We start from the raw sequence: 22592 nt of genomic DNA on the forward strand, positions 1-22592 counted from the left end.
CAAGAAAGGATATCGGATGCAAGGATGGCTGGTGGTTCCCGTTTCTTTGGCGTATTTGGGAGCCTTATTTATCATCGCGTGGTACGGCGACATTCAGAAAAGGTGGTTAGCACGCTGGCGGCCGTGGATTTATAGCCTTTCCATTGCGGTGTACTGTACATCGTGGACCTTCTACGGCACGGTCGGGCAGGCCAGCAGTAACCCTTGGTCTTTCTTGCCCATCTATATTGCCCCCATTTTAGTGTTTACCATCGGATGGCGCGTTTTAGCTCGGCTTATTTTGATTGCTAAACGGGAACACATCACGTCGATTGCTGATTTTATCGGGGCTCGTTACGGCAAATCTCAAGGTTTGGCCGTAGTTGTTACACTCATTGCGGTTGCGGGAATTTTGCCGTACATCGCTTTGCAGTTGCGTGGTATCACCATGGGGCTAGAAATCATTGCCCCAGAACTGGCTACCGATTTTGGTTATCAAAACGATAGCGTGTCGTGGTTTGTCGTGGTCGCACTGGCAATTTTTACCATGCTATTTGGTACCCGGCACATTGATAACACGGAACACCATCGTGGGATGATGATGGCGATTGCCTTCGAATCGATTATCAAACTGTTGGCGTTTTTAGTAGTCGGTGTATTCATTGTTTGGTTGGCGATGAACACCGAGAATTTGAGCTTAGTTGATGTTGCCGCACAGACGTATCAGTCACCAAACATCCCGACCATATTGATTCATACCGTACTCACGATGCTGGCGATTGTGTGTCTTCCACGACAATTCCATACGATGGTGGTGGAGAACGAACGCGCGCAAGATTTGCATGTTGCTCGTTGGTTGTTTCCCATTTATCTGATCTTGATGGGGATTTTTGTTTTACCTATTGCGTGGGTAGGGCAAGGGTTGTTGAGTGGTGCTTCGCCTGATACTTATGTGATCAGTGTACCGATGTCGGTAGGGGCGAGTGAAATCGCTTTGCTTGCATTTTTAGGCGGCACTTCGGCGGCCAGTGGCATGGTTATCGTGTCGACGATTGCCTTAGCGATCATGGTATCGAACGACTTGGTTATGCCACTACTGTTGCGTCGCATGCGATTGACGCATCGTAACCATCATCACTTCTCTGAATTATTACTGCGGATCCGCCGTGGTCTGATTTTAGTCCTACTAATTGGCGCTTGGGGTTTTTATCAAGCGTTAGATACCATTCACTCACTTTCAGCGATCGGCTTTCTCTCATTTGCGGCGATCACGCAATTCGCGCCTGCGCTGGTGGGCGGTATGTACTGGCGTCAAGGGAATAAGAAAGGTGTGTATGTTGGCTTGGCGGTAGGCTTTACCATTTGGCTGATTACGTTAATGAGCCAAACGGACATGCTTGCCGGGAATGCCAGTAACAACTTTTTGATTTGGTTGATCACTCCACCAGAGGTATTGGCTGGCTTTGACATTGCGATTTCAGATTGGGGGATGATCCTCAGCGTTGTTGCCAATGCAGTATGTTTTGTTGTGGTTTCTATGACCACACGACCAAGCCTAAGTGAGCGCTTACAATCGGCGTCATTCGTTGGTACGCCACTGCCTGAAAGCGAAAACATGAGCCTGTACCAGAGTCGTGTTACGGTTGCTGAACTAGAAATGCTAGCGTCTAGGTTTGTTGGGCGAACGCGAGTAAAAGCGGCTTTTCAAGCGTACTGGAGCCAGCAACGAGAAGAGCTAATGCCGAATCAGCAAGCGCCATCTTCTCTGATTCGACATACCGAACGTGTATTAGCCGGGGTATTCGGTGCTTCTTCTGCTAAGTTAGTACTTACTTCTGCCCTGCAAGGAAGAAACATGCAGCTTGAAGAGGTGGCGACTATCGTCGATGAAGCCTCTGAACTGTACGATTTTAGCCGAGGCCTACTTCAGGGGGCGATTGAACATATCGGCCAAGGTATTGCGGTGGTCGATAAGCAATTACGCTTGGTGGCCTGGAACCAACGCTACTTAGAACTCTTTGAATTTCCGCCAGGCTTGATCCAAGTTGGGCGACCGATTGCGGATGTGATTCGGCACAATGCAGAGCAAGGTTTATGTGGCCCAGGCGATCCTGATGACCACGTCCGTCGCCGTGTGTATCACCTTGAGCAAGGGACTCGGCACACCTCTTCTCGGGTCCGTCCCGATGGTCGCGTGATTGAGGTACAAGGTAACCCAATGCCAGGTGGTGGCTTTGTGATGAGCTTTACCGACATCACCGTATTCCGAGATGCAGAGCAAGCGCTGAAAGACGCCAACGAGACATTGGAAGAAAGGGTACGTCTGCGGACTCGGGAATTAGAACAACTCAATAAACAGCTAGTGGCAGCGACGCAACGCTCCGATTTGGAATCGAAGTCCAAATCACGGTTCTTGGCGGCAGTAAGCCATGATTTGATGCAGCCACTCAACGCTGCGCGCCTGTTCGCTTCTTCATTGTCGGAAGTAGCCAAAGACAGCGAAGCTAAAAAGCTGTCGGCACACATTGAGAGTGCTTTAGAGGCTGCCGAAGACTTAATTGGAGATTTGCTGGATATTTCGCGTTTGGAATCGGGCAAGTTGGAAGTCAACGTGCACGGCTTTGCGTTAAATGATGTGTTGTCGAATTTGAATGCTGAGTTTAGTGCGTTAGCCAAACAGCAAGGTATAGAGTTCACCATGATTCCATCCTCACTCATGGTGAAATCGGATCCCAAACTGCTGCGCCGTGTGGTGCAAAACTTCCTGACCAATGCATTTCGTTATAACCCGAATGGCAAAGTGGCGCTCGGTGTTCGCCGGGTAAAAGGGCGAGTGCGTATTGATGTGTGGGACAACGGTGTAGGTATTGAAGAAGAGAAGCAGCAAGAGATCTTTGAAGAGTTTAATCGCGGAACTCAAGTTCGTTCCGACCAAGGTCTCGGGCTTGGTTTGGCGATTTCTAAAGGAATTGCTCAAGTGCTCGGGCATGAAATTTCGATGCGTTCTTGGGTCGGGAAAGGCAGTGTCTTTTCTATCACACTTGATAAAGCTGATCATGTGCAGCCGCACCCAGTTCAAGTTGCGACAAGTAACCAGTCTGAACTTGGTCATCTAAGAATTCTATGTGTGGATAATGAGCCCGATATTTTAGTCGGTATGGAAAACTTACTGTCTCGATGGGGCTGCGATACGCGAGTGGCGACCGATTTGGTCGAAAGTCTACAAGCACTCGAGGATGGTTGGATTCCGGACGTGATTTTCTCCGATTACCGACTTGATGATGGTCGTACTGGCTTGGAAGTGCTACAGCAATGTCGCTTGAGACTAGGCAGCTGCTTTGAAGGTGTCATCATCAGCGCGGATCGCACCGATGATATGCTTGATGGCATCAAGGCAAATGGGTTCAGCTTTATTGCGAAGCCAGTTAAGCCGCTTAAATTGCGTTCGGTGCTCAACCGCGTCGCATAGATTTAGAGTGTTTTAGCGCTGCTATAAAAGAGACCTCCGAATGGAGGTCTCTGTGTTTGTAATCTTATTTTGGTTTGTCGGCTGAGTTTGCCGCTTATTCCGCGACGCCGCCTTGGGTTAGCTTCGCTGGATTAAGCAATCGTTCTAGCGTTGCTCTATCTAAATCGGTTTCTTCTTCCGCGACATCAATAATCGCACGCCCCTGCTTATAGGCGTTTTTCGCGACTTCTGCCGCTTTTAGGTAGCCAATGACCGGGTTGAGGGCCGTGACCAAAATTGGGTTTTTGGTGAGCGCTACATCCAAGTTATCTTGACGAACTTCGAATGTTGCAATGGCTTTATCAGCTAAAGCCGTTGCGCTGTTAGCGAGTAAATCGATGCTCTCCAATACGTTATGAGCAATGACAGGTAGCATGACGTTTAGTTGGAAGTTGCCTGCTTGGCCCGCGACGGTAATCGTGGTGTCATTACCAATGACTTGCGCTGAGGCCATAGCTGCGGCTTCTGGGATCACAGGATTTACTTTGCCAGGCATGATGGAAGAACCCGGTTGCAAGCCCTGTAATTCAATCTCACCTAAACCAGCCAATGGGCCTGAGTTCATCCAGCGAAGATCGTTTGCGATCTTCATGATCGCAACTGCTGCTGTTTTGAGCTGTCCCGATAGGGCGACGATCGCATCTTGGCTGCTTAAATTGAAAAAGAAATTATCACTGGCTGTGAACTGAATACGAGTAGATTGTGTCAGGTTGCTGGCGAATAAGTCCGCAAAGCGTGGATCGGCATTGATCCCTGTGCCAACCGCCGTACCACCTTGGGCTAAGGCTTTTACCGCTGGCAGTGCTTGCTCAATCGCTTGCTTAGCATGGTCGATTTGGAACTGCCAACCGCCAAGCTCTTGAGCAAAGGTAATGGGCATCGCGTCCATTAAGTGAGTGCGCCCGGTTTTTACAACATCTTTCAGTGCTTGCTGCTTAGACTCTAGTGCTTGGCTGAGGTGTGACAAGGCCGGAAAGAGCTGTTTTTCAATGGCTAATGCTGCGCTAACTTGAATGGCCGTTGGCACCACATCGTTACTGCTTTGTCCCATGTTGACGTGATCATTAGGGCTGACAGTGCCGCCTAGATGCTGGGAGGCCAGTGTTGCAATCACTTCATTCGCATTCATATTTGAGCTGGTGCCTGATCCGGTTTGAAATACGTCAATTGGAAATTGCTCAATATGATTGCCCTCGATAATCGCCTGAGCTGCGTCAGCAATCGCATTAGCGATATCACCTTCAAGCAGCCCCAATTGTGCGTTGGTGAGTGCCGCAGTCTGCTTGATGTGTGCCAACGCTTGGATGAAGCCAGATGGCATCTTATGTTGACTGAATGAGAAGTTATCGACGGCGCGCTGAGTTTGGGCTTGGTAGAGTGCATCTGCTGGGACTTTCACTTCGCCCATACTGTCAGTTTCTATGCGGAATTCGGTGCTCATGGTAGGGATCCTTTTGGTTAATCGAGTGAGATTTGAATCAGGCGTAATTGTTGTTGTAATGCGAGAAATTTCACGTCGCCTTGTTCAAACTGATAGTAATAGCGTTTGAGACAGAATAATGGCGTATGGATAGAATCGAGACAGACACGACGGAAGATGCGACTGCGAGTGGAGTCTTGAATTGCGTCTAGTAGATGGAAATAAACCTGACGCAAAAACAGCTCACACAACAATAGATTTTCTTCATCGGCACCGTGTTCATAGCAGGAAGACAACACCATTCCCCAATGAATATAGTCATGAATTACGTCTGGCTCAAAGCCGTGTGGTACGGCGAGAAGGAATCTATCTTGTGCTTTAAAAAATGCGTTGAAGATGTCCCGTTTGTTGTCCATAACCACCTCTCGTTTAATGTAATGATAATTATTATCAATTAAGTGGTGGGTTGGCAACCCTTTTTAGAGTAAGAGGTTGTTGAAGAAAGACTTACGGAAACAAAAGCCGACGTAAAAGCGTCGGCAGAGAGGGAATTATTTAGTCCTGAGGTGACAATGAGGTATCGACGTTTTGGATATCGGTGTCTTTATCTGTGGCCATTACTCTGTAAATAAGGTTTCGTACTTCACAAACGCGGTTTGTGTTTCGCCGTAATAAAGTGTGCCTCCAGATTGAATGACGACTCTTAACCAACTTTCTGCGGATGCTGGTCTTGGTAAGGTAATGTACCAACTTTTTCCAGCCTGATCGGCGGGCTTCATATCAATCGGCTGAGCATTTTTCTCTTCGTCATTAACGATGGAAACTTTGACCCCTTCGAGTGGATAGGCGGCATTGAGTGACAATTCTAAGCCATTTTTCGTGAGCTGTTCTGAGCGAAACTTCACTTTAAAGTCGCCATTTTCCATGTCACACAGTCCACTGGTGTAACGACAGTTAGACTTACTCGCGAGTTTGTAAGTTTCCCCTTCTTGTGCCGCGTGGGGTTTCTCGCTGAGTGCCATATCGGTGCCGAAGTAGGCGATCAAAGAAAGAATCGGCGCAATCAGCAGAGCGAGAATGAAGTGCTTGTTTTTGAACATAAAATACTAATTCCATCAATTATCTGTTCATTTTAACTGGCTAAAATCACTAATAACTTCGTTAATGATTTTGAAGGTAGAGCAACTAGCTTGCTGCAATCTTTGCCTTGTTCTAAACGATTGTTTCTGCGTTCCCCGAACATATAACCAATGCCATTCGTGTGCTTCCTTGCTACGGCTCAGGGAATCTAATTATTAGAATAAGTTAGGTGAATAAAAAGCCCCAAGTGGGGCTTTTGTGGCTTGCGTTATATTTTAGTGGTCCACGGCATCGCCTGCACCAACAGGGACACGAACGTGTTCAACAAGATCTTTAACTTCTTGAGGTGTTTCCGCCGTAACTTTCGATACCGCGAATGCCACGATGAAGTTAAATAGGGCGCCGATAGCACCAAACGCGTTTGGCTCAATACCTAGGAACCAGTTGGTTCCCCAGCTTTCTAGATATTTCCAGTCAGCAACGAATAGGATGCCTTTGTGCTGGAATACGTAGAACAGTGTGATACTGATACCGGCAATCATACCGGCGATTGCGCCTTCTTTATTGATGCCTTTGCTGAAGATACCCATCATCAACGCAGGGAAGATGGATGACGCAGCAAGACCAAAGGCGAGCGCCACCGTACCAGCGGCAAAGCCTGGAGGATTCAATCCGAGATAGCCTGCGGCTGCGATTGCCACCGCCATCGAGATTCGGCTGGCAAGCAGCTCCTTCTTCTCGGATATGTTCGGATTTATAACCCCTTTAATTAAGTCATGGGAAATCGCCGACGAAATAGCAAGCAACAGACCCGCTGCTGTGGATAGTGCTGCAGCGAGACCACCAGCGGCAACGAGTGCAATGACCCAGTTTGGTAGCTTAGCGATTTCTGGGTTTGCTAGTACCATGATGTCACGGTCAACTCGCAATTCATTGGTGTCAGGGTTTGAGGTGTACTCGATCAGGCCATCGCCATTCTTATCATCAAAGCCTAATAGACCTGTTGTTTCCCAGTTTTTGAACCAATCAGGGCGCTCATCATACGCAAGGTGTTGGCCCGGAGCTGGGTTAACGGTATCCATTAGGTTTAGACGAGCCATTGCTGATACTGCTGGCGCCGTTGTGTATAGAATCGCGATGAACACAAGTGCCCAGCCTGCAGAAGTACGCGCATCACGCACCTTAGGTACTGTAAAGAAACGGATGATAACGTGTGGTAGACCTGCAGTACCGATCATCAATGACATGGTGTAAACGAACATGTTTAGTGTGCTACCGCGAACCTGCGTAGTGTATTCACTAAAGCCGAGTTCGGTCACCACTTGGTCGAGCCTATCGAGAAGATAAACATCGGTGCCTTGAATGGTACTCCCGAGGCCAATCTGAGGTAGCGGGTTACCTGTAAGTTGCAGAGAGATAAAGATTGCAGGGATAGTGTAAGCAAGAATGAGTACGCAATATTGAGCAATCTGCGTGTAAGTGATGCCTTTCATACCGCCAAGTACGGCGTACATGAATACGATACACATACCAATCAGTAGGCCTGTTGAGTAATCAACTTCTAGGAAGCGACCGAAGGCAACGCCAACGCCTTTCATCTGGCCGATAACATAAGTGACCGATGCGATGATAAGACAGATAACCGCCACGATACGTGCTGTGTTCGAGTAGAAGCGTTCACCAACAAACTCTGGCACCGTAAACTTACCAAACTTACGTAGATAAGGGGCGAGTAGTAGCGCAAGCAGTACGTAACCGCCCGTCCAACCCATTAGGAATACGGAGCCGCCGTAACCCATAAAGGCAATCAGACCCGCCATTGAGATGAACGATGCCGCCGACATCCAGTCAGCAGCGGTTGCCATACCGTTAGCGATTGGGTTGACCCCGCCACCAGCGACATAGAACTCTTTGGTTGACCCCGCACGCGCCCAGATCGCAATACCGATGTAGAGGACGAAGGTTGCACCAACAACCAAGTAGGTAATAGTTTTCAAATCCATCTGAGTTACTCCTTACTCATCTACGCCGAATTCACGGTCGATTTGGCGCATCTTCCATGCGTAATAGAAAATAATACCTAGGAAGGTGTAGATGGAGCCTTGCTGAGCAAACCAGAAACCAAGTTTGTATCCACCTAATTGAAATTGATTAAGTACGTCGACAAATAAAATGCCGCAGCCGAAAGACACTACGAACCAGATGACCATAAGGCCAATCATGAGCTTCACGTTTTTGTCCCAATAGGCTTTGGCTCTTTCTTCGCTTTCAAATGCCATTGCCGTCTCCTTACGATTGGTATTGTTGTTAAAAAAATGTTTCAACATGTACATTAGCAAGGTGTTGGCAAGAACGCTTTTCAACTTTAGTCGGGGTATAAAAAATAAAAAACTCCCGTGATATGGGCGCTTAGAGAAGAGTTAGGGTTATTTGTTAATGTTAAAAAGCTGTTAAATTAGCCAAAGGTCTAAAGAGAGAAATGATAAAAAGCACGAATAAGAGACGTGATTAATTTTTTCTTCATTGATTTTAGCGATCCTTAACAGAAACATTCTGCGTTCTTCTTTTTATCAATCAGCGAAAAAGTTGGCGTGAAAAATTCACAAGTAATTTATTTACATAAAGTTTTCGTACCAAATCACCGTTTTAGCGCACAATAAAGTAATATAACTGAGTCATTCTCGTACAACCTCGCGCTTTGGGACGGTTTAAGGAGGAGGCAGATTAAGGCATTAACTTATTAACGAAGTCGCCTTAGCTCATCACAAGCATATCGTTTTTCATTAAGGGAGGGTGAGAATGGACGCAGACACCATTAATAGTTTTTTTCTTATAGGTGCGTTGTTAATCGCACTTAGCGTTCTTTTAAGCCCAGTTTCCTCTAAGTTGGGAATCCCAATTCTTTTGGTATTTTTAGCCGTTGGAATGCTGGCGGGGGAAGACGGTTTAGGCGGTATTTTATTTGATAATTTTTCGATCGCTTACTTGGTCAGTAACCTCGCATTAGCCATCATTTTGCTCGATGGTGGTATGAGAACACGGGTTGCCAGCTTTAGGGTGGCGTTATGGCCTTCGGTGTCCTTGGCAACGTTTGGGGTTGCGATCACCACTATTTTGACCGGGCTGATGGCAACGTGGTTATTCGACTTAGACTTGCTGCAAGGTATATTAGTTGGTGCGATTGTCGGCTCCACTGATGCCGCCGCGGTTTTTTCTCTACTCAAAGGTCGTAGTCTTAACGAACGTGTTGGCTCAACGCTGGAAATTGAATCCGGCACCAATGATCCTATGGCGGTGTTTCTGACTGTTACTCTGATTGCTATTTTAGCGAACCCAGATGCAGATTTGAGTGTGGGCTTTTTGGCGCTCAGTTTTCTTAAGCAGTTTGGTATTGGCGCTTTACTCGGTTTTGCTGGTGGCTGGATTTTGTGGAAGGTCATCAATCGTAATCAACTGCCGGATGGCTTATATTCGATTTTAACCGTCAGTGGTGGCTTGCTGATTTTCGCTTTATCTAATGCATTAGGTGGCAGCGGTATTCTGTCAATTTATCTGGTTGGTTTACTGCTAGGTAATCGTCCAACACGCAGCCGCCATTCCATTCTTCATGTGCTAGATGGCATGACGTGGCTAGCTCAAATCGGTATGTTCCTCGTGCTTGGTTTATTGGTTACGCCTTCCAACTTGCTTTCTATTGCGTTGCCTGGTTTGGCGCTGGCCTTTGGGATGATTTTATTTGCCCGTCCAATCTCGGTTTGGATCGGTTTACTGCCATTCAAGAGTTTCACACCACGTGAAAAGTGGTTTGTTTCTTGGGTGGGCTTGCGCGGTGCTGTCCCAATCATTCTCGCGGTATTTCCAATGATGGCAGGATTGCCAGATGCGCAGTTGTACTTCAATTTGGCGTTTTTCGTGGTAATGGTCTCTTTGATTGTGCAAGGTGGCACATTGACTAAAGCGATGTCTCTGGCGAAGGTAGAGCTGCCTTCTAAACCTGAGCCAATTTCACGAACTGGTGTGGAGATTTACCCAACTAGTGAGTGGGAGCTGTTTATCTATAAGCTTAAAGCGGATAAATGGTGTATTGGTGAACCATTGCGTAGTCTTTCGATGCCGGATGGAACGCGCATCGCCGCAGTATTTCGCAATAAGGCGTTATTGCATCCGTCAGGCAGCACGCGCCTCGAAGAAGACGATACCTTGTGTGTGTTGGCGCAAGAAAAGGATTTGGATGCTCTGAGCTTGCTATTCAGTGAAGCGCCTGAGAAAGCGTCATTGGCACGATTCTTTGGTGATTTCTTCCTAGATATTGAAGTGAACCTTGCCGATATCGCGATGATGTATGGCTTGAACTTGGGCGATGAGTCACTCGATAAAAGCTTAAGAAACCTTGTAGAAGAACAATTGGGGAGTACACCAGTGTTAGGGGATCAATTCGAGTGGCAAGGCTTGCAATGGATCATTGCCGATGTCGTTGACCAACAAGTCACCAAAGTAGGTATCCGTTTGCCAAGCGAGCAAAGCCTGCTCGCTGACGAGGAGTGAACCTAGTCGTTCATCTCCGTTAGCATGATGACGGCTTGTGTGCGGTTTTTTACGCCGAGCTTGCGGAAAATCGCCGTCATATGCGCTTTGATGGTGGCTTCTGAAACATTCAATTCGTAGGCGATTTGTTTGTTCAGTAAGCCATCTGACAACATCCCCAACACCTTATATTGCTGTGGCGTTAGCGCGGCAATCTTCTCCGCTAAGTCATTACATGCCGCGTTATTGGTGATCAGCCCTTCTGGAAAATACGGGTCGCCATTGAGCACTTGATTGAGCGCATTCACTAATTCGCGCATGTCGCTCGATTTAGGAATAAAACCAAACGCACCATGGCTTTTCACTTGTGTCACGATCGCTGGCTCTTCACTAGCCGAGACGACGACGATTGGTAAGTCTGGGTGTTCTGCTCGCAAGTGAATCAAGCCAGACATACCATTTGCTCCTGGCATTTTGAGATCCAATAGCACCAAATCTGGCTCTTCTTCTCGCTCTAACAAAGCCAGTAGTGCGTCGAGTGAGTCCGCTTCCAGCAAATTTGCCCCACTGATTGCCATGTGGATAGATTGAAACAAGGCATTACGGAAGAGTGGGTGATCATCTGCAATGATGATGGTGTAGGTCGAATCCATGACGTTAAACACTTTTGACTATTTCGTTAAATTTATTATTGTCCAGCTTTGAGAGAGTGGACAATATTTATTCGCTAAAAGTCTGAACCAAATCGACTTTTATTAGGAAAATTGCATATAAGCGCAATTTTCTCATTCAAATCTGGGTAATAAAAAACGCCAGTGGTCATCACTGGCGTTTGAATATCTGGTGATCAGAATTGTTGGATGTGCTTTAAGAAAGGCTCGGCTTGCATAAAGCCGGTTAAACGCGCGTTTGAAATGTGTTCGCCATTCGCATCCCAGAACTCGATGGTTGGCAAGCCAAGTACGTTCATGTGTTTGAGTAACTCAATATCTTGCACTTGGTTCTTGGTTACATCAGCTTGCAAAAGAACAAAGTCTTTTAGCTTGGCTTCGACGCTTGGATCATGGAAGGTGTACTTCTCAAACTCTTTACACGCCACACACCAATCGGCGTAGAAGTCGAGCATCACAGGTTTGCCAGCTGTTTTGGCTAGCGCTAGTTGTTCTTCCAACTCTGCAACATTGGCAATGCGTGTAAAGCTTACGGAAGTTTGTTGAGCTTGCGTTGCGTTATTACCAAACCAGTAATTTAATACTGGCTGTGCTGACGCGAGCAAACCCAATACGGCCATGATGCCAACGGCGCTTTGTTTCCAGCCACCAAACTCCAAGCTGTTTTTCACATGATACAGCCAACCAAAGGCAGCGATGCCCAGTGTTGACCACAGAATTGTTGACCATATTTCTGGCATGATGCGTTCCAACAAGAAGATAGGCGCAGCAAGCAGAATAAAGCCGAACAGCGTTTTCACGCGGTCCATCCAACCGCCGGCTTTTGGTAGCAACTTGTTGCCAAATACCGCTACAAGGATCAACGGAATACCCATGCCCATCGCTAGCGCGTAAAGGGCGACCCCACCAGTGAGTAAGTCGCCACTTTGTGCGACGTAAAGCAGCGCACCAGAGAGTGGGGCGGTAGTACACGGAGAACAAACCAAGCCAGATATTGCCCCCATTGCAAACACGCCAGCACTGCTACCACCTTGCTGCTTGTTACTTAAGTTATTCAGCCACGTTTGCACGCTGCTTGGTAACTGCAATGAGTACAGACCAAACATCGACAGAGCTAATGCAATGAACAGTACACTCAAACCAATCAGCACATAAGGGTGTTGCATCGCCGCTTGGAACTGCATGCCCGCAGACGCCACTACAAGGCCGAGCAGCGTGTAAGTCAGCGCCATGCCTTGTACGTAAACAAATGACAAACCAAGCGCACGACGTTGGCTCAGCTTGCCACTGCCAAGCACGATGCTGGTCAAAATTGGGTACATCGGCAGCACACAAGGGGTAAATGCTAGACCCACACCAAGTGCCAAAAACAACAACGGCGTCCACCACTTGTCGGCTAGATTCGCGGCTAAGCTATCTTGCTCACTGACTGGTACTGAAGTGGTGGTTGGTTTTGTTGCTGGCTGTGCTTTTTCTGTCGTCGGTGCCTTGGCAGTCGGTGCTACGGTGTCGGAATTGGATGAAGAAAACGCGCTGATTGGAATCTCACGCGTTTCTGGTGGGTAGCAGAAGCCCGCTTTCGCACAGCCTTGATATTGCACAATGACACGTGCGCCCTCTTGCCAATTACTCATTGGGATATTGACAAATAGTGGTGTGGTATAGATATGCACATCACCAAAGAATTCATCTTTATGTGGCGTGCCGTTTTCCATTTGCAGTTCGCCCAGTGAGATGTTCTCACCAGACACAGATAAACGCTCTTGATACAGGTAATAACCATCGCGTACCTGCCAATCGAGCATCAATTTGTCGTCTTGCTGGTAGAAATTAAACGGAAATGCCTGATCGACCGGAACAAAGTTGTCGCTGCTGCTACCAAAACTGTTGTTCTGGCTATTGGTAAACTGGTCTTTGCCAAATAAAGCTAAAGACGGAGTGGAAAAGGTAATGAGCCCTAAGAGTAAAACGGAAAGTAATGCGCGCATAAAAGAGTCAATTCATCTTAGATAATTGCCGTTAGTGTAACTCAATCAGACCCGGAGGCGAGTCAATAAGTTTCATGAAAATGAAGATTTATTGAGCATAAATCAAGACAACAGGCAATAAAAAAGGGAGCCGAAGCTCCCCGAGTAAGACTCTGTTTCTACTAGATCAGTAGACCACCGAATGCGAAGCCAAGTGCTACCGCAGAAGCAATGGTTACCACACCAGGTACAAAGAATGGGTGGTTGAATACGTACTTACCGATACGCGTTGAACCCGTGTCGTCCATCTCAACCGCTGCTAGAAGCGTTGGGTAAGTTGGCAGTACGAATAGCGCACTTACTGCTGCGAAAGATGCAACTGCGGTAAGTGGTGCCACACCGATAGCAAGTGCTGCTGGCATCAGCGCAACCGTGGTTGCACCTTGCGAGTAAAGCAGCATAGACGCGAAGAATAGAACAAGCGCTAGCATCCATGGGTAGTCTGCTAGTAGTGCTCCAGCGACTTCTTTGATGCCGTCAACGTGCGCGTTAACGAACGTAGAACCTAACCATGCCACACCAAGAACACACACACACGCTGTCATACCAGAGCGGAATGTTGCTGCGGCTGGAATTTTGCCAGCGTCGATTTTACAGCTCATTACGATAGCTGCCGCGGCTGCTAGCATTACCGTCATGATAGCTTCGTTACGACCTAGAGCAGGGTTCTCGATAAGGCCAACAGAGCCAGAAATTGCTGCTGCGTAACACACTACGAATGCGATTGCGCCTAGGAAGATGAACGTCGCTTTCTTCGCTGTTGGTAGGATTTCGCGTTTTGCTTCTGTATTTAGCTTGATTAAGCCTTTTTCTAGACGCTCTTGGTATTCAGCATCGTCTTTTAGCTCACAGCCCATGAAGTTCGCAACGAACGCACCGATCATACACGCGATGAACGTCGTTGGGATACAGATTGCCAATAGTGTTAGGTAGTCAACGCCGAATGGATGCAGCATCGCAGCGAACGCCACTACTGCCGCTGAGATTGGTGATGCGGTGATAGCGATTTGCGATGCCACTACTGCGATAGACAGTGGACGAGAAGGACGCACGCCTTGGCCTTTCGCGACTTCTGCAATTACTGGCAAAGTAGAGAATGCCGTGTGGCCAGTACCCGCCATTAATGTCATTAGGTAAGTTACGATAGGCGCATAAAAGGTGATGCGCTCAGGATGCTTGCGCAAAAAGTTTTCAGCAACTTGCACCATCCAGTCTAAACCACCAGCCACTTGCATTGCTGCGATGGCCGTGATGACAGACATGATGATCAAAATTACGTCAACGGGAATGTAAGCTTGGCTTGTTGGCACACCTAAGATCAAAGACAACGCAATGACCCCAGCACCACCGGCAAAACCAATGCCGATACCACCGATTCTTGCCCCCAAATAGATGAAGAGCAGAACCACGAAGAGTTCGACCATGACCATATTGATACCTCTTTAGTTTTTATTTGATTCTGATTTTTTGAACACTCAGGAACAGGAGTAAATGCTCAGAGAATTAGAACCCAGTGGCCTAATGGCAATAAAAGCATATAAAAAATGTGGTTAACCGTATGAGAGCCTAAAAAAGGGGCCTGAGTGGCCCCCTTCGAATTAGTTATTACTCGTAGCGTTTCGCTTTGTAAGTTGGATGCATGAAGTTTTCGACTGACAAGATTTCATCAAGCTCTTCTGCGGTTAGCAGGCCGCGCTCTAGCACAACTTCGCGAACACTCTTACCGGTTTCCGCACAAATCTTACCTACGATGTCACCTTCGTGGTGGCCGATGTATGGGTTTAGATAAGTGACGATACCGATAGAGTTGTAAACGTAGTTTTCACAAGTCTCTTTATTGACTGTGATGCCGTCGATACATTTATCACGTAGGTTCACACACGCATTGTGTAGTAGAGAGATAGACTCAAACATGCTTTGTGCGATAACTGGTTCCATTACGTTTAGCTGTAGCTGACCGCCTTCTGCTGCGAAAGAAACCGTGTTGTCGTTACCTAGAACTTTAAAGCAAACTTGGTTTACTACTTCTGGGATAACTGGGTTTACTTTTGCTGGCATGATTGAAGAACCTGCTTGCATTTCAGGTAGGTTCAATTCATTTAGACCAGCGCGTGGGCCAGAAGAAAGTAGACGAAGGTCGTTACAGATCTTCGATAGTTTCACCGCTAGACGTTTTAGTGCACTGTGCGTCATTACGTATGCGCCACAGTCAGAAGTCGCTTCGATAAGGTCTTCTGCCGCAACAACGTCAAGACCTGTTACTTCCGCTAGGTGTTTTACTGCAAGGGCTTGGTAGCCAGTCGGTGTATTTAGACCTGTACCGATTGCGGTTGCACCTAGGTTGATTTCTAGGAGTAGTTTAGAGGTGTAATCTAGAGCACGAATCTCTTCGTTTAGTGTTACTGCCCAAGCGTGGAACTCTTGACCTACAGTCATCGGTACCGCGTCTTGTAGCTGAGTACGACCCATTTTCAGTACATCTTTAAACTCAATTGCTTTAAGTTCGAATGCGCCTTTTAGGTACTCAATTGCTTCCATTAGTTTGTGTACGCTGTTGTAAACCGCGATACGGAAACCCGTTGGGTACGCACAGTTGGTTGATTGGCTCTTGTTTACGTGGTCATTTGGGTTAACAAATTCGTATTGACCTTTCTCTTTACCCATTAGCTCAAGCGCAACGTTTGCAATCACTTCGTTCGTGTTCATGTTCACTGAAGTGCCCGCACCACCTTGGAATACGTCTGATGGGAACTGATCCATGCACTTGCCAGTTTCTAGGATCAAATCACACGCTTCGATGATGTAGTTTGCAACGTCTTTTGGAATCGCACCAAGTTCTTTGTTTGCCAACGCCGCTGCTTTTTTGGTCATTACCATACCGCGTACAAATTCTGGTACGTCAGAGATGGTCATATTAGAGATGTTGAAGTTCTCGATCGCACGTAGCGTATGAATACCGTAGTACGCATCTGCAGGGACATGACGTTGACCTAATAGATCTTCTTCAATACGAGTGGCTGGGTTTGCTGTTTTTGGAGCATCAGATAGGGTAGCCATAGCAGGATCCTTAGATGATAATTCTGATAATAAAGTTATTTATTAGCCATTTCTGCAATCTAGAATCCATTCATCAGAATTTTTGGCTGGAAAATCCGTCCTGACTTATGTGGCACATGATACTGCACCTAGCGCATAAAAATAGTAACTAGATCACCTTTTTCGTTTTTCATGAGTCAATAATTTGCAAAGTATGAACGGGTTATTAATAACCCTTTATGGGTACTCGATTTTCCTCGACAAACATGGGTTTTTAGAGTTCGAAATTAGCACTTTAAAAGCACGAAAAAATCGGTATGCAATTGAATGAAACACTCCACTACCGCTTTTTCTGAGTAGGAAGAGACCAGTATGAACACGCTTTTTTACAACGATTCGTTTGAGCTTAGTCCGCTTTTACCATTACACTGAATTAAACAAAGGAGGGCGTGTGTTTCCTATCTTATTATTGGCGTTTATTTTTGTCCCGATCACTGAAATCGGCTTATTTATTCAGGTGGGCGGCTTTTTAGGTTTGTGGCCGACTATCGCATTAGTATTAATCACGGCATTTGTCGGTGCATCGTTGGTGCGCAGCCAAGGCATCCAAACTCTGATGTCTGTGCAGGGGCGTCTGGAACAAGGTGAAATTCCAGCCCAGCAAATTTTTGAAGGCGTAATGCTAGCGGTGGCTGGCGTGCTGCTGTTAACACCGGGCTTTATGACCGATGCTCTTGGTATGCTGGTGTTGCTTCCTGCGCCACGCGCCGCGATTGCCAAATACTTGATGAGTAAAATGGTGGTGAAAACCATGCATGGTGGTGGCTTCCAAGGTGGTTTCTCTAACCAAGGGCCATTTGAGCAAGACCCGTTTCACCGTGACCCATTTAATTCCCAGTCAGAAGATGGCAATACCTTTGAAGGGGAATACGAGCGTAAAGACGATGATGATCGCAACAAGCTCAACTGATTGAGTCAGAGAGTAAAGAAAACAAAAGGGCGCACGAGCGCCCTTTTTTGTGTTTGGAATTCGTGGGGCTTACAACGCGCCTTCAAATCCCATTTGACGCCATGCTTCAAAAGCAATGATCGCAACGGCGTTCGAAAGGTTTAGGCTGCGCGCATCTGGCATCATTGGAATGCGGATACGCTGCTCCATTGGCAAGCTATCGATGATTTCAGCAGGCAAGCCACGAGTTTCTGGACCAAACATCAATACGTCACCTGCTTGGTATTGTGCATCAACGTGGTGACCTGTGGTTTTGGTGGTGCAGGCAAACAATCGGTAGTTACCTTGTTTCTCTTTCTCTAAATATTCTAAGAATGCTTGATAGTTCTTATGACGCGTTACGCGAGCTAAATCATGGTAATCCAAACCAGCGCGGCGGACTTTCTTCTCTTCAAGATCGAAACCTAGAGGTTCAATTAAGTGAAGGTTTGCACCGCAGTTGGCACAAAGTCGAATGATGTTGCCGGTGTTCGGCGCGATTTCTGGTTCGTATAAAGCGATATCAAACATGGTATTGAAATAGAGTTGGTCAAATAGAGGGGCAGTATATACCCAAGTCAGCAAGATATGCGAGATTCAGCAAGATTGACCTGGGTATGAAAGCAGGCATTAGCGCGGACGTTAATACCGTAAGTATCGATGCTCTTTATAATAGAGCGTGAGCGTAATTTTCTTCAACCGCTCGCCAGTTGACGACGTTCCACCATGCGTCAATGTATTCTGGACGACGGTTTTGGTAGCTGATGTAATACGCGTGCTCCCACACGTCAAGAGCGAGAATTGGCTCGCCGCGTACATCCACTACGTCCATCAGAGGGTTATCTTGATTGCTGGTGGACGTAATGTGAATCTCACCATCTTTTACGATCAGCCATGCAAAGCCAGACCCAAAGGTATTAATCGCGGCTTGGGCAAACGCTTCTTTAAATTGCGCAAAGCTACCAAATTTGTCGTTAATTGCCTGAGCAAGTGCGCCTTGAGGTTCACCGCCACCGTTTGGAGACATGCAATTCCAATAAATGATGTGGTTGTAGTAGCCGCCGCCATTATTACGCACTGCAGGGCTGAGCTTAGAGATATTGTCAAAGATCTCGTCTAATGACTGAGCTTCGAGCTCGCTCCCTTCAACGGCACTTACGAACTTATCGAAATAAGTCTTGTGATGTTTGCTGTAGTGCACTTCCATGGTTTTCGCGTCGATGTACGGCTCTAGTGAATCGTACGGGTAAGGCAGAGCGGGAAATGTATGTGACATAGTAAATCCTCCTTAATTGGAAAATTTACTTTAATGCTAACGATAATTATTATCAACTTTGATCTTTGTAAGGGTATTCGAAGGCGTTCCCACCCAATTTCTAAAGTGAAGATGAAGCCGTGAATCTCTCACTCTAGAAATAGGGTGTGGCTTACTGTTAGCTCATCGGCTTGAAGTTAACGATTGATAGGTAAGGTGATACTCATGCGCAATCCGCCTAACGGACTTCGACTGGCGACGATCGTTCCACTGTGCTGGCGGATGGCACTTTCGGTAATGGTTAGGCCGAGACCCGTGCCGCCGGAGTGGCGATCGCGGGCAGTCGAAACGCGATAAAACGGGCGAAAAATCGCGGATAATTCTTCTTCTGGAACGCCCTCGCCATTGTCATCAACCGTTATATGCAGCGTATCATCATCGGCCTTGATGTCGATTTTCACCTCATCTTTCCCGTAATAAATGGCGTTACGAACGATGTTTTCCACCGCACTCATCAGCAATTTAGGATTGCCGGAGATACTTCGTTTTGGCAGTTCAGAATAGTGTAGGTGCTTACCCATTTGCTCAGCTTCAAACTGCGCATCTTTAATGATCTCTTCCCACAAACTTTCCAGTGGCTGCGTTTCGCGAGTCATATGGCTGTTCGCCTGCATGCGAGACAGTTCAAGCAATTCGCTGATCATCTGTTCCAAGCGCTGTGCTTCGGTATCGATACGAGTCAGTTCTGGGCTTTCACCCTGCTTACGCGTCGCTAATGCACTCGCCATGCGTAGGCGAGTTAAAGGTGAGCGTAACTCGTGAGAGATGTCGGATAGCAGGCGTTGTTGTCCTGAAATCATCTGATTGACCGCCTCGACCATCTGGTTGAAGCTGCTGCCAGCCTGACGAAACTCTGCCGTGCCTTTTTCTAAATTTGGGTCTGTGACAAATTCGCCTTTCGCGACACGTTGAGCGGCGGCTTCAAGACGGCGCGCTGGCTGACTCAATGCCCAGGCAAGCCATAACAACAGTGGTGTACTAACCAGCATGACCGCGAGCAATAGCTGGAATGGGTGATCAAACAGACGCAAGAGTAGTGGTGGTGGCTCATTCCACTTGAAGCCCACATACATCAAGATATCGGAGCCAGCCAAAGTAATTGGGATTGGACCTGCAATCATGTATCGACCATACAGTTTCTGCTTTGGCTGGTTGTAATCTTCGATACTGGTGACAAAGTTTTGCATGGCACGCAATTGGAAGTTACTGCGTTTTTCTGTCGTAAGAACATTACCGCTGTAGTCAGAAAAAAATACGCGCGGACGAGGGTCATGCTTACCGTGACGGTTACCCTCGATACGAAATAGTATTCGACCTAAATCAGTTTGCTGGCTGTATTTTTGTTGGATTGCGTCACGCGTTTCTACCATACGTTTATAGTGCTCTTCTGGAATGTCGCGAGCTTTGCGAGGGTCCAAATGTGGCAGTGATAGCACGGCTATCAACACCAATAACATAGTGAACCAAAAAATGGCAAAGATGCGTCCATACAAGCTATTGATGTTTGGCAGTTTGATGCGTGATAGGCGCATTAATCCTCCTCAAGTAGCATATAGCCACGACCACGCAGGGTTTTGATTCGCGGCTTGCCATTGCTCTGATCTGGTAATTTTTTACGTAAGTTCGAAACATGCATATCGATCGCGCGATCAAAAGCGGCGAGTCGCTTACCAAGCACATCTAGGCTCAATGTTTCTTTAGTTAGCACTTGTCCTGGGTTTTGCACAAAGTGGGTCAACAGAGCAAACTCGGTTGCTGTGAGATCGAGCAACTGTTGATCGCAGTATGCTTCTTGTTTACCTGGGTAAAGACGGAGCTCTTGATACTCAATGCAATCGCTGTTTTTGGTGTTTTTCTGTGTGCTGCTGGTACGGCGTAAGATCGCACGGATACGAGCTAACAGTTCACGGTCACTAAAAGGTTTCGGTAAATAATCATCCGCGCCTAGCTCTAAACCGATCACGCGGTCAATTTCTTCCCCTTTAGCGGTCAGCATCAAGACAGGAGTTTCCCAGTTTTCACGCAAGCGTTTAAGGGTTTCCATGCCATTTAGCTTCGGCATCATGACATCCAACAAAATCAAATCAATCTTATCATTTACCGCAGCTAAGCCTGCTTCGCCATCATTTGCTTCGCTGACGTCAAATCCTTCGAAACTGAGTACTTCTTTTAATAAGCTGGTTAGCTCGATATCGTCATCAATTAAAAGAATGTTTGCCATGGGGGCACCTATAGTAAGTTACCGATAGCTTAATATTACATTGGAATGATGTGCTGCGAAGAGGGTAAAAATCACTCTTTACGATTCTTTACGCTCCCTATACGTCGCTTTACCTAGTGGGTCGTATTCTATACTCAAGCGCTGTGAGAACAGCTCAGAAGAATCACTCACCTGTGTAAGGAATCAAATTATGAAATCTGCAAAAAAACTTGTGTTAGCTGCTGTTGTTCTACCTCTTACTCTCGGCGCAGCAAGCGCATTCGCTTACGGTGGTAAAAACCATCATCAAGGCCCGCGTGATGAATGTGGCATGGGAATGGACCGCGGCATTATGCGTGATTTGAGTTTGACGGATGCTCAAAAAGATCAGCTTAAGTCTTTCCGTGAAGCAAACCGCGCACAGATGAAAGGCAAATATTCTGAAAATCGCGAAGCTCGTATGGCTGAGCGACAAGCACACCATGCAAAAATGCAGTCACTCTTACTAGCGGATAGTTTTGATGAAGCACAAGCGACCGCATTAGCAAAAGAAATGGTTGAACGTCAAACTGAGCACCGTGTGCAAATGCTAGAAAGAAAGCACCAAATGCTGAGCGTATTAACGCCAGAACAAAAAGCAGAGTTTGTGAAGTTGCAAAATGAACGCATGCAAGAGTGTGGCGACAGAATGCATAAGCGCATGGAAAAATACCGCAATAATTAAGTCATGAATTGATGTTATATAAAGAGGCAGCCATTGGTTGCCTCTTTTTTGATCTGGTTATTTCATGGGCATTCAATATACTCAACGTATGGTTTGAGTTAACTCTTTGATTATGAAACAGCAATATGCACGTTTAGTGACGACCGCAGCTTGGACTGCAACTATTGTGGCGACTCTTCTCTTGATTGTAAAAGTCATCACGTGGTGGGTAACCGGCTCAGTTAGCCTATTGGCATCACTTATCGACTCAATGTTGGATATCGCCGCGTCGGTGGTAAATCTCGTTGTTGTCCGTTATGCCTTACAACCAGCAGACCGCGAACATACGTTTGGGCATGGTAAAGCTGAGTCTTTAGCGGCCTTAGCTCAGGCTATGTTTATTTCGGGGTCGGCGGTATTTTTGATCCTGAACGGGATTGACCGATTTTTCCGTCCACACGCACTGCATGCGCCGGAGCTCGGTGTTTATGTATCGCTGTTTGCGATTGTGGTCACACTTGGCTTGGTGATGTTCCAAAAACATGTGGTACGCGTGACAGGGAGCCAAGCAATCGCGGCGGATTCTCTGCATTATCAGACTGATTTGTATATGAACGCTGCGATCATGGTGGCTCTGGGACTCAGCTACTTTGGCGTGACGCAAGCGGATGCGGTGTTTGCGATTGGCATTGGTGTCTTCATTCTTTACAGCGCCTTTAAAATGGTCAGCGAAGCGATTCAGACGTTATTAGACCGAAAGCTGCCGGATTCCGAATTGGAGCAAATCCGCAATGAATGTTTGAATGTGAAAGGGGTTCTTGGGGTTCATCAACTGCGTACCCGTATGTCAGGGCCGACACGCTTTATTCAGTTGCACTTGGAGCTAGACGATAACTTACGTTTAATCGAAGCGCACTATATTGCCGATAAAGTTGAGGAAAACCTTTTAGCTTTGTTTCCTGATGCGGATGTTTTGATCCATCAAGATCCATTGTCTGTCGTTTTTGGGCCAGAGAAAGAGCAAAAAGCGCAAGATTGGTAGGGCTCGAAAAATCAATAAGTGCCTGACGACAAACAGGCACTTATTGACTATCTTTCCATCAATACTTATTAAGATTCGTGATCCTGATGTGAATCAACA

18 protein-coding genes are annotated in these 22592 nt (G+C 46.8%); 5 read left to right on the top strand and 13 right to left on the bottom strand.

Annotated features, from left to right (window positions below; all coding sequences use genetic code 11):
* Positions 1–16: 16 nt before the first annotated feature.
* A complete protein-coding gene (locus LIX84_RS21495; protein ID WP_226422143.1) occupies positions 17–3448 on the top strand; it encodes a hybrid sensor histidine kinase/response regulator in 3432 nt (1143 codons plus the stop codon).
* A 94-nt stretch (positions 3449–3542) separates the two neighbouring features.
* On the opposite strand, the gene LIX84_RS21500 is transcribed toward LIX84_RS21495, so the two are convergent.
* The 5 genes from LIX84_RS21500 to LIX84_RS21520 all read right to left on the bottom strand — a co-directional run bounded on the left by LIX84_RS21500 (position 3543) and on the right by LIX84_RS21520 (position 8266).
* Positions 3543–4928 (bottom strand): class II fumarate hydratase, encoded by a 1386-nt coding sequence (locus LIX84_RS21500; protein ID WP_226422144.1) that lies wholly within the window; start codon positions 4926–4928, stop codon positions 3543–3545.
* 17 nt (positions 4929–4945) lie between these two features.
* Positions 4946–5323 carry a hypothetical protein gene (locus tag LIX84_RS21505; RefSeq protein ID WP_226422145.1) on the bottom strand — a complete coding sequence of 126 codons (378 nt, stop codon included), beginning with the start codon at positions 5321–5323 and terminating at the stop codon, positions 4946–4948.
* A 201-nt stretch (positions 5324–5524) separates the two neighbouring features.
* Entirely contained in the window at positions 5525–6007 is a 483-nt protein-coding gene (locus LIX84_RS21510) for a hypothetical protein (RefSeq protein ID WP_012841321.1), read from the bottom strand.
* 255 nt (positions 6008–6262) lie between these two features.
* Positions 6263–7990 carry a sodium:solute symporter family protein gene (locus LIX84_RS21515; protein ID WP_005397550.1) on the bottom strand — a complete coding sequence of 576 codons (1728 nt, stop codon included), beginning with the start codon at positions 7988–7990 and terminating at the stop codon, positions 6263–6265.
* A 12-nt stretch (positions 7991–8002) separates the two neighbouring features.
* Positions 8003–8266 (bottom strand): DUF4212 domain-containing protein, encoded by a 264-nt coding sequence (locus tag LIX84_RS21520; protein ID WP_005397548.1) that lies wholly within the window; start codon positions 8264–8266, stop codon positions 8003–8005.
* Positions 8267–8786: 520 nt separating this feature from the next.
* Here LIX84_RS21520 and LIX84_RS21525 point away from each other — a divergent pair.
* Positions 8787–10532 carry a potassium/proton antiporter gene (locus tag LIX84_RS21525; protein ID WP_047010251.1) on the top strand — a complete coding sequence of 582 codons (1746 nt, stop codon included), beginning with the start codon at positions 8787–8789 and terminating at the stop codon, positions 10530–10532.
* 2 nt (positions 10533–10534) lie between these two features.
* Here the strand turns inward: LIX84_RS21525 and LIX84_RS21530 are convergent, their stop codons facing one another.
* The 4 genes from LIX84_RS21530 to aspA all read right to left on the bottom strand — a co-directional run bounded on the left by LIX84_RS21530 (position 10535) and on the right by aspA (position 16266).
* The gene (locus LIX84_RS21530; RefSeq protein ID WP_005397542.1) at positions 10535–11164 is read right to left on the bottom strand and encodes a response regulator; all 630 of its coding nucleotides are present in this window, start codon (positions 11162–11164) and stop codon (positions 10535–10537) included.
* Positions 11165–11358: 194 nt separating this feature from the next.
* The gene (locus tag LIX84_RS21535) at positions 11359–13170 is read right to left on the bottom strand and encodes a protein-disulfide reductase DsbD (RefSeq protein WP_226422146.1); all 1812 of its coding nucleotides are present in this window, start codon (positions 13168–13170) and stop codon (positions 11359–11361) included.
* A 161-nt stretch (positions 13171–13331) separates the two neighbouring features.
* Entirely contained in the window at positions 13332–14639 is a 1308-nt protein-coding gene (locus LIX84_RS21540; RefSeq protein ID WP_005382378.1) for an anaerobic C4-dicarboxylate transporter, read from the bottom strand.
* Between the two features lie 175 nt (positions 14640–14814).
* Positions 14815–16266 (bottom strand): aspartate ammonia-lyase, encoded by a 1452-nt coding sequence (gene aspA / locus LIX84_RS21545; RefSeq protein WP_005397540.1) that lies wholly within the window; start codon positions 16264–16266, stop codon positions 14815–14817.
* A gap of 430 nt (positions 16267–16696) precedes the next feature.
* Between aspA and LIX84_RS21550 the strand changes: the two genes are divergently transcribed.
* Positions 16697–17215, top strand: a complete 519-nt coding sequence (locus LIX84_RS21550) for an FxsA family protein (protein WP_226422147.1) — start codon at positions 16697–16699, stop codon at positions 17213–17215.
* A 69-nt stretch (positions 17216–17284) separates the two neighbouring features.
* Here LIX84_RS21550 and trmL read toward each other — a convergent pair whose 3' ends face one another.
* The 4 genes from trmL to LIX84_RS21570 all read right to left on the bottom strand — a co-directional run bounded on the left by trmL (position 17285) and on the right by LIX84_RS21570 (position 20769).
* Positions 17285–17764 (bottom strand): tRNA (uridine(34)/cytosine(34)/5-carboxymethylaminomethyluridine(34)-2'-O)-methyltransferase TrmL, encoded by a 480-nt coding sequence (trmL, locus tag LIX84_RS21555; RefSeq protein WP_005382381.1) that lies wholly within the window; start codon positions 17762–17764, stop codon positions 17285–17287.
* Between the two features lie 136 nt (positions 17765–17900).
* Entirely contained in the window at positions 17901–18509 is a 609-nt protein-coding gene (locus tag LIX84_RS21560) for a superoxide dismutase (protein ID WP_226422148.1), read from the bottom strand.
* Between the two features lie 176 nt (positions 18510–18685).
* The gene (gene cpxA / locus LIX84_RS21565) at positions 18686–20080 is read right to left on the bottom strand and encodes an envelope stress sensor histidine kinase CpxA (protein ID WP_046874657.1); all 1395 of its coding nucleotides are present in this window, start codon (positions 20078–20080) and stop codon (positions 18686–18688) included.
* Positions 20080–20769, bottom strand: a complete 690-nt coding sequence (locus tag LIX84_RS21570) for a response regulator (RefSeq protein ID WP_005397534.1) — start codon at positions 20767–20769, stop codon at positions 20080–20082. Before LIX84_RS21570 ends, cpxA begins: the two co-directional genes overlap by 1 nt.
* 190 nt (positions 20770–20959) lie before the next feature.
* On the opposite strand from LIX84_RS21570, the gene LIX84_RS21575 reads away from it, so the two are divergent.
* Complete coding sequence (locus LIX84_RS21575; RefSeq protein WP_114324032.1) at positions 20960–21472, top strand: CpxP family protein; 513 nt, start codon at positions 20960–20962, stop codon at positions 21470–21472.
* A 112-nt stretch (positions 21473–21584) separates the two neighbouring features.
* A complete protein-coding gene (gene fieF, locus LIX84_RS21580; protein ID WP_005397530.1) occupies positions 21585–22493 on the top strand; it encodes a CDF family cation-efflux transporter FieF in 909 nt (302 codons plus the stop codon).
* The last annotated feature ends 99 nt before the right edge of the window (positions 22494–22592 follow it).

This window comes from Vibrio sp. E14 (genome assembly GCF_020515785.1).
GTDB lineage: Bacteria > Pseudomonadota > Gammaproteobacteria > Enterobacterales > Vibrionaceae > Vibrio > Vibrio diabolicus.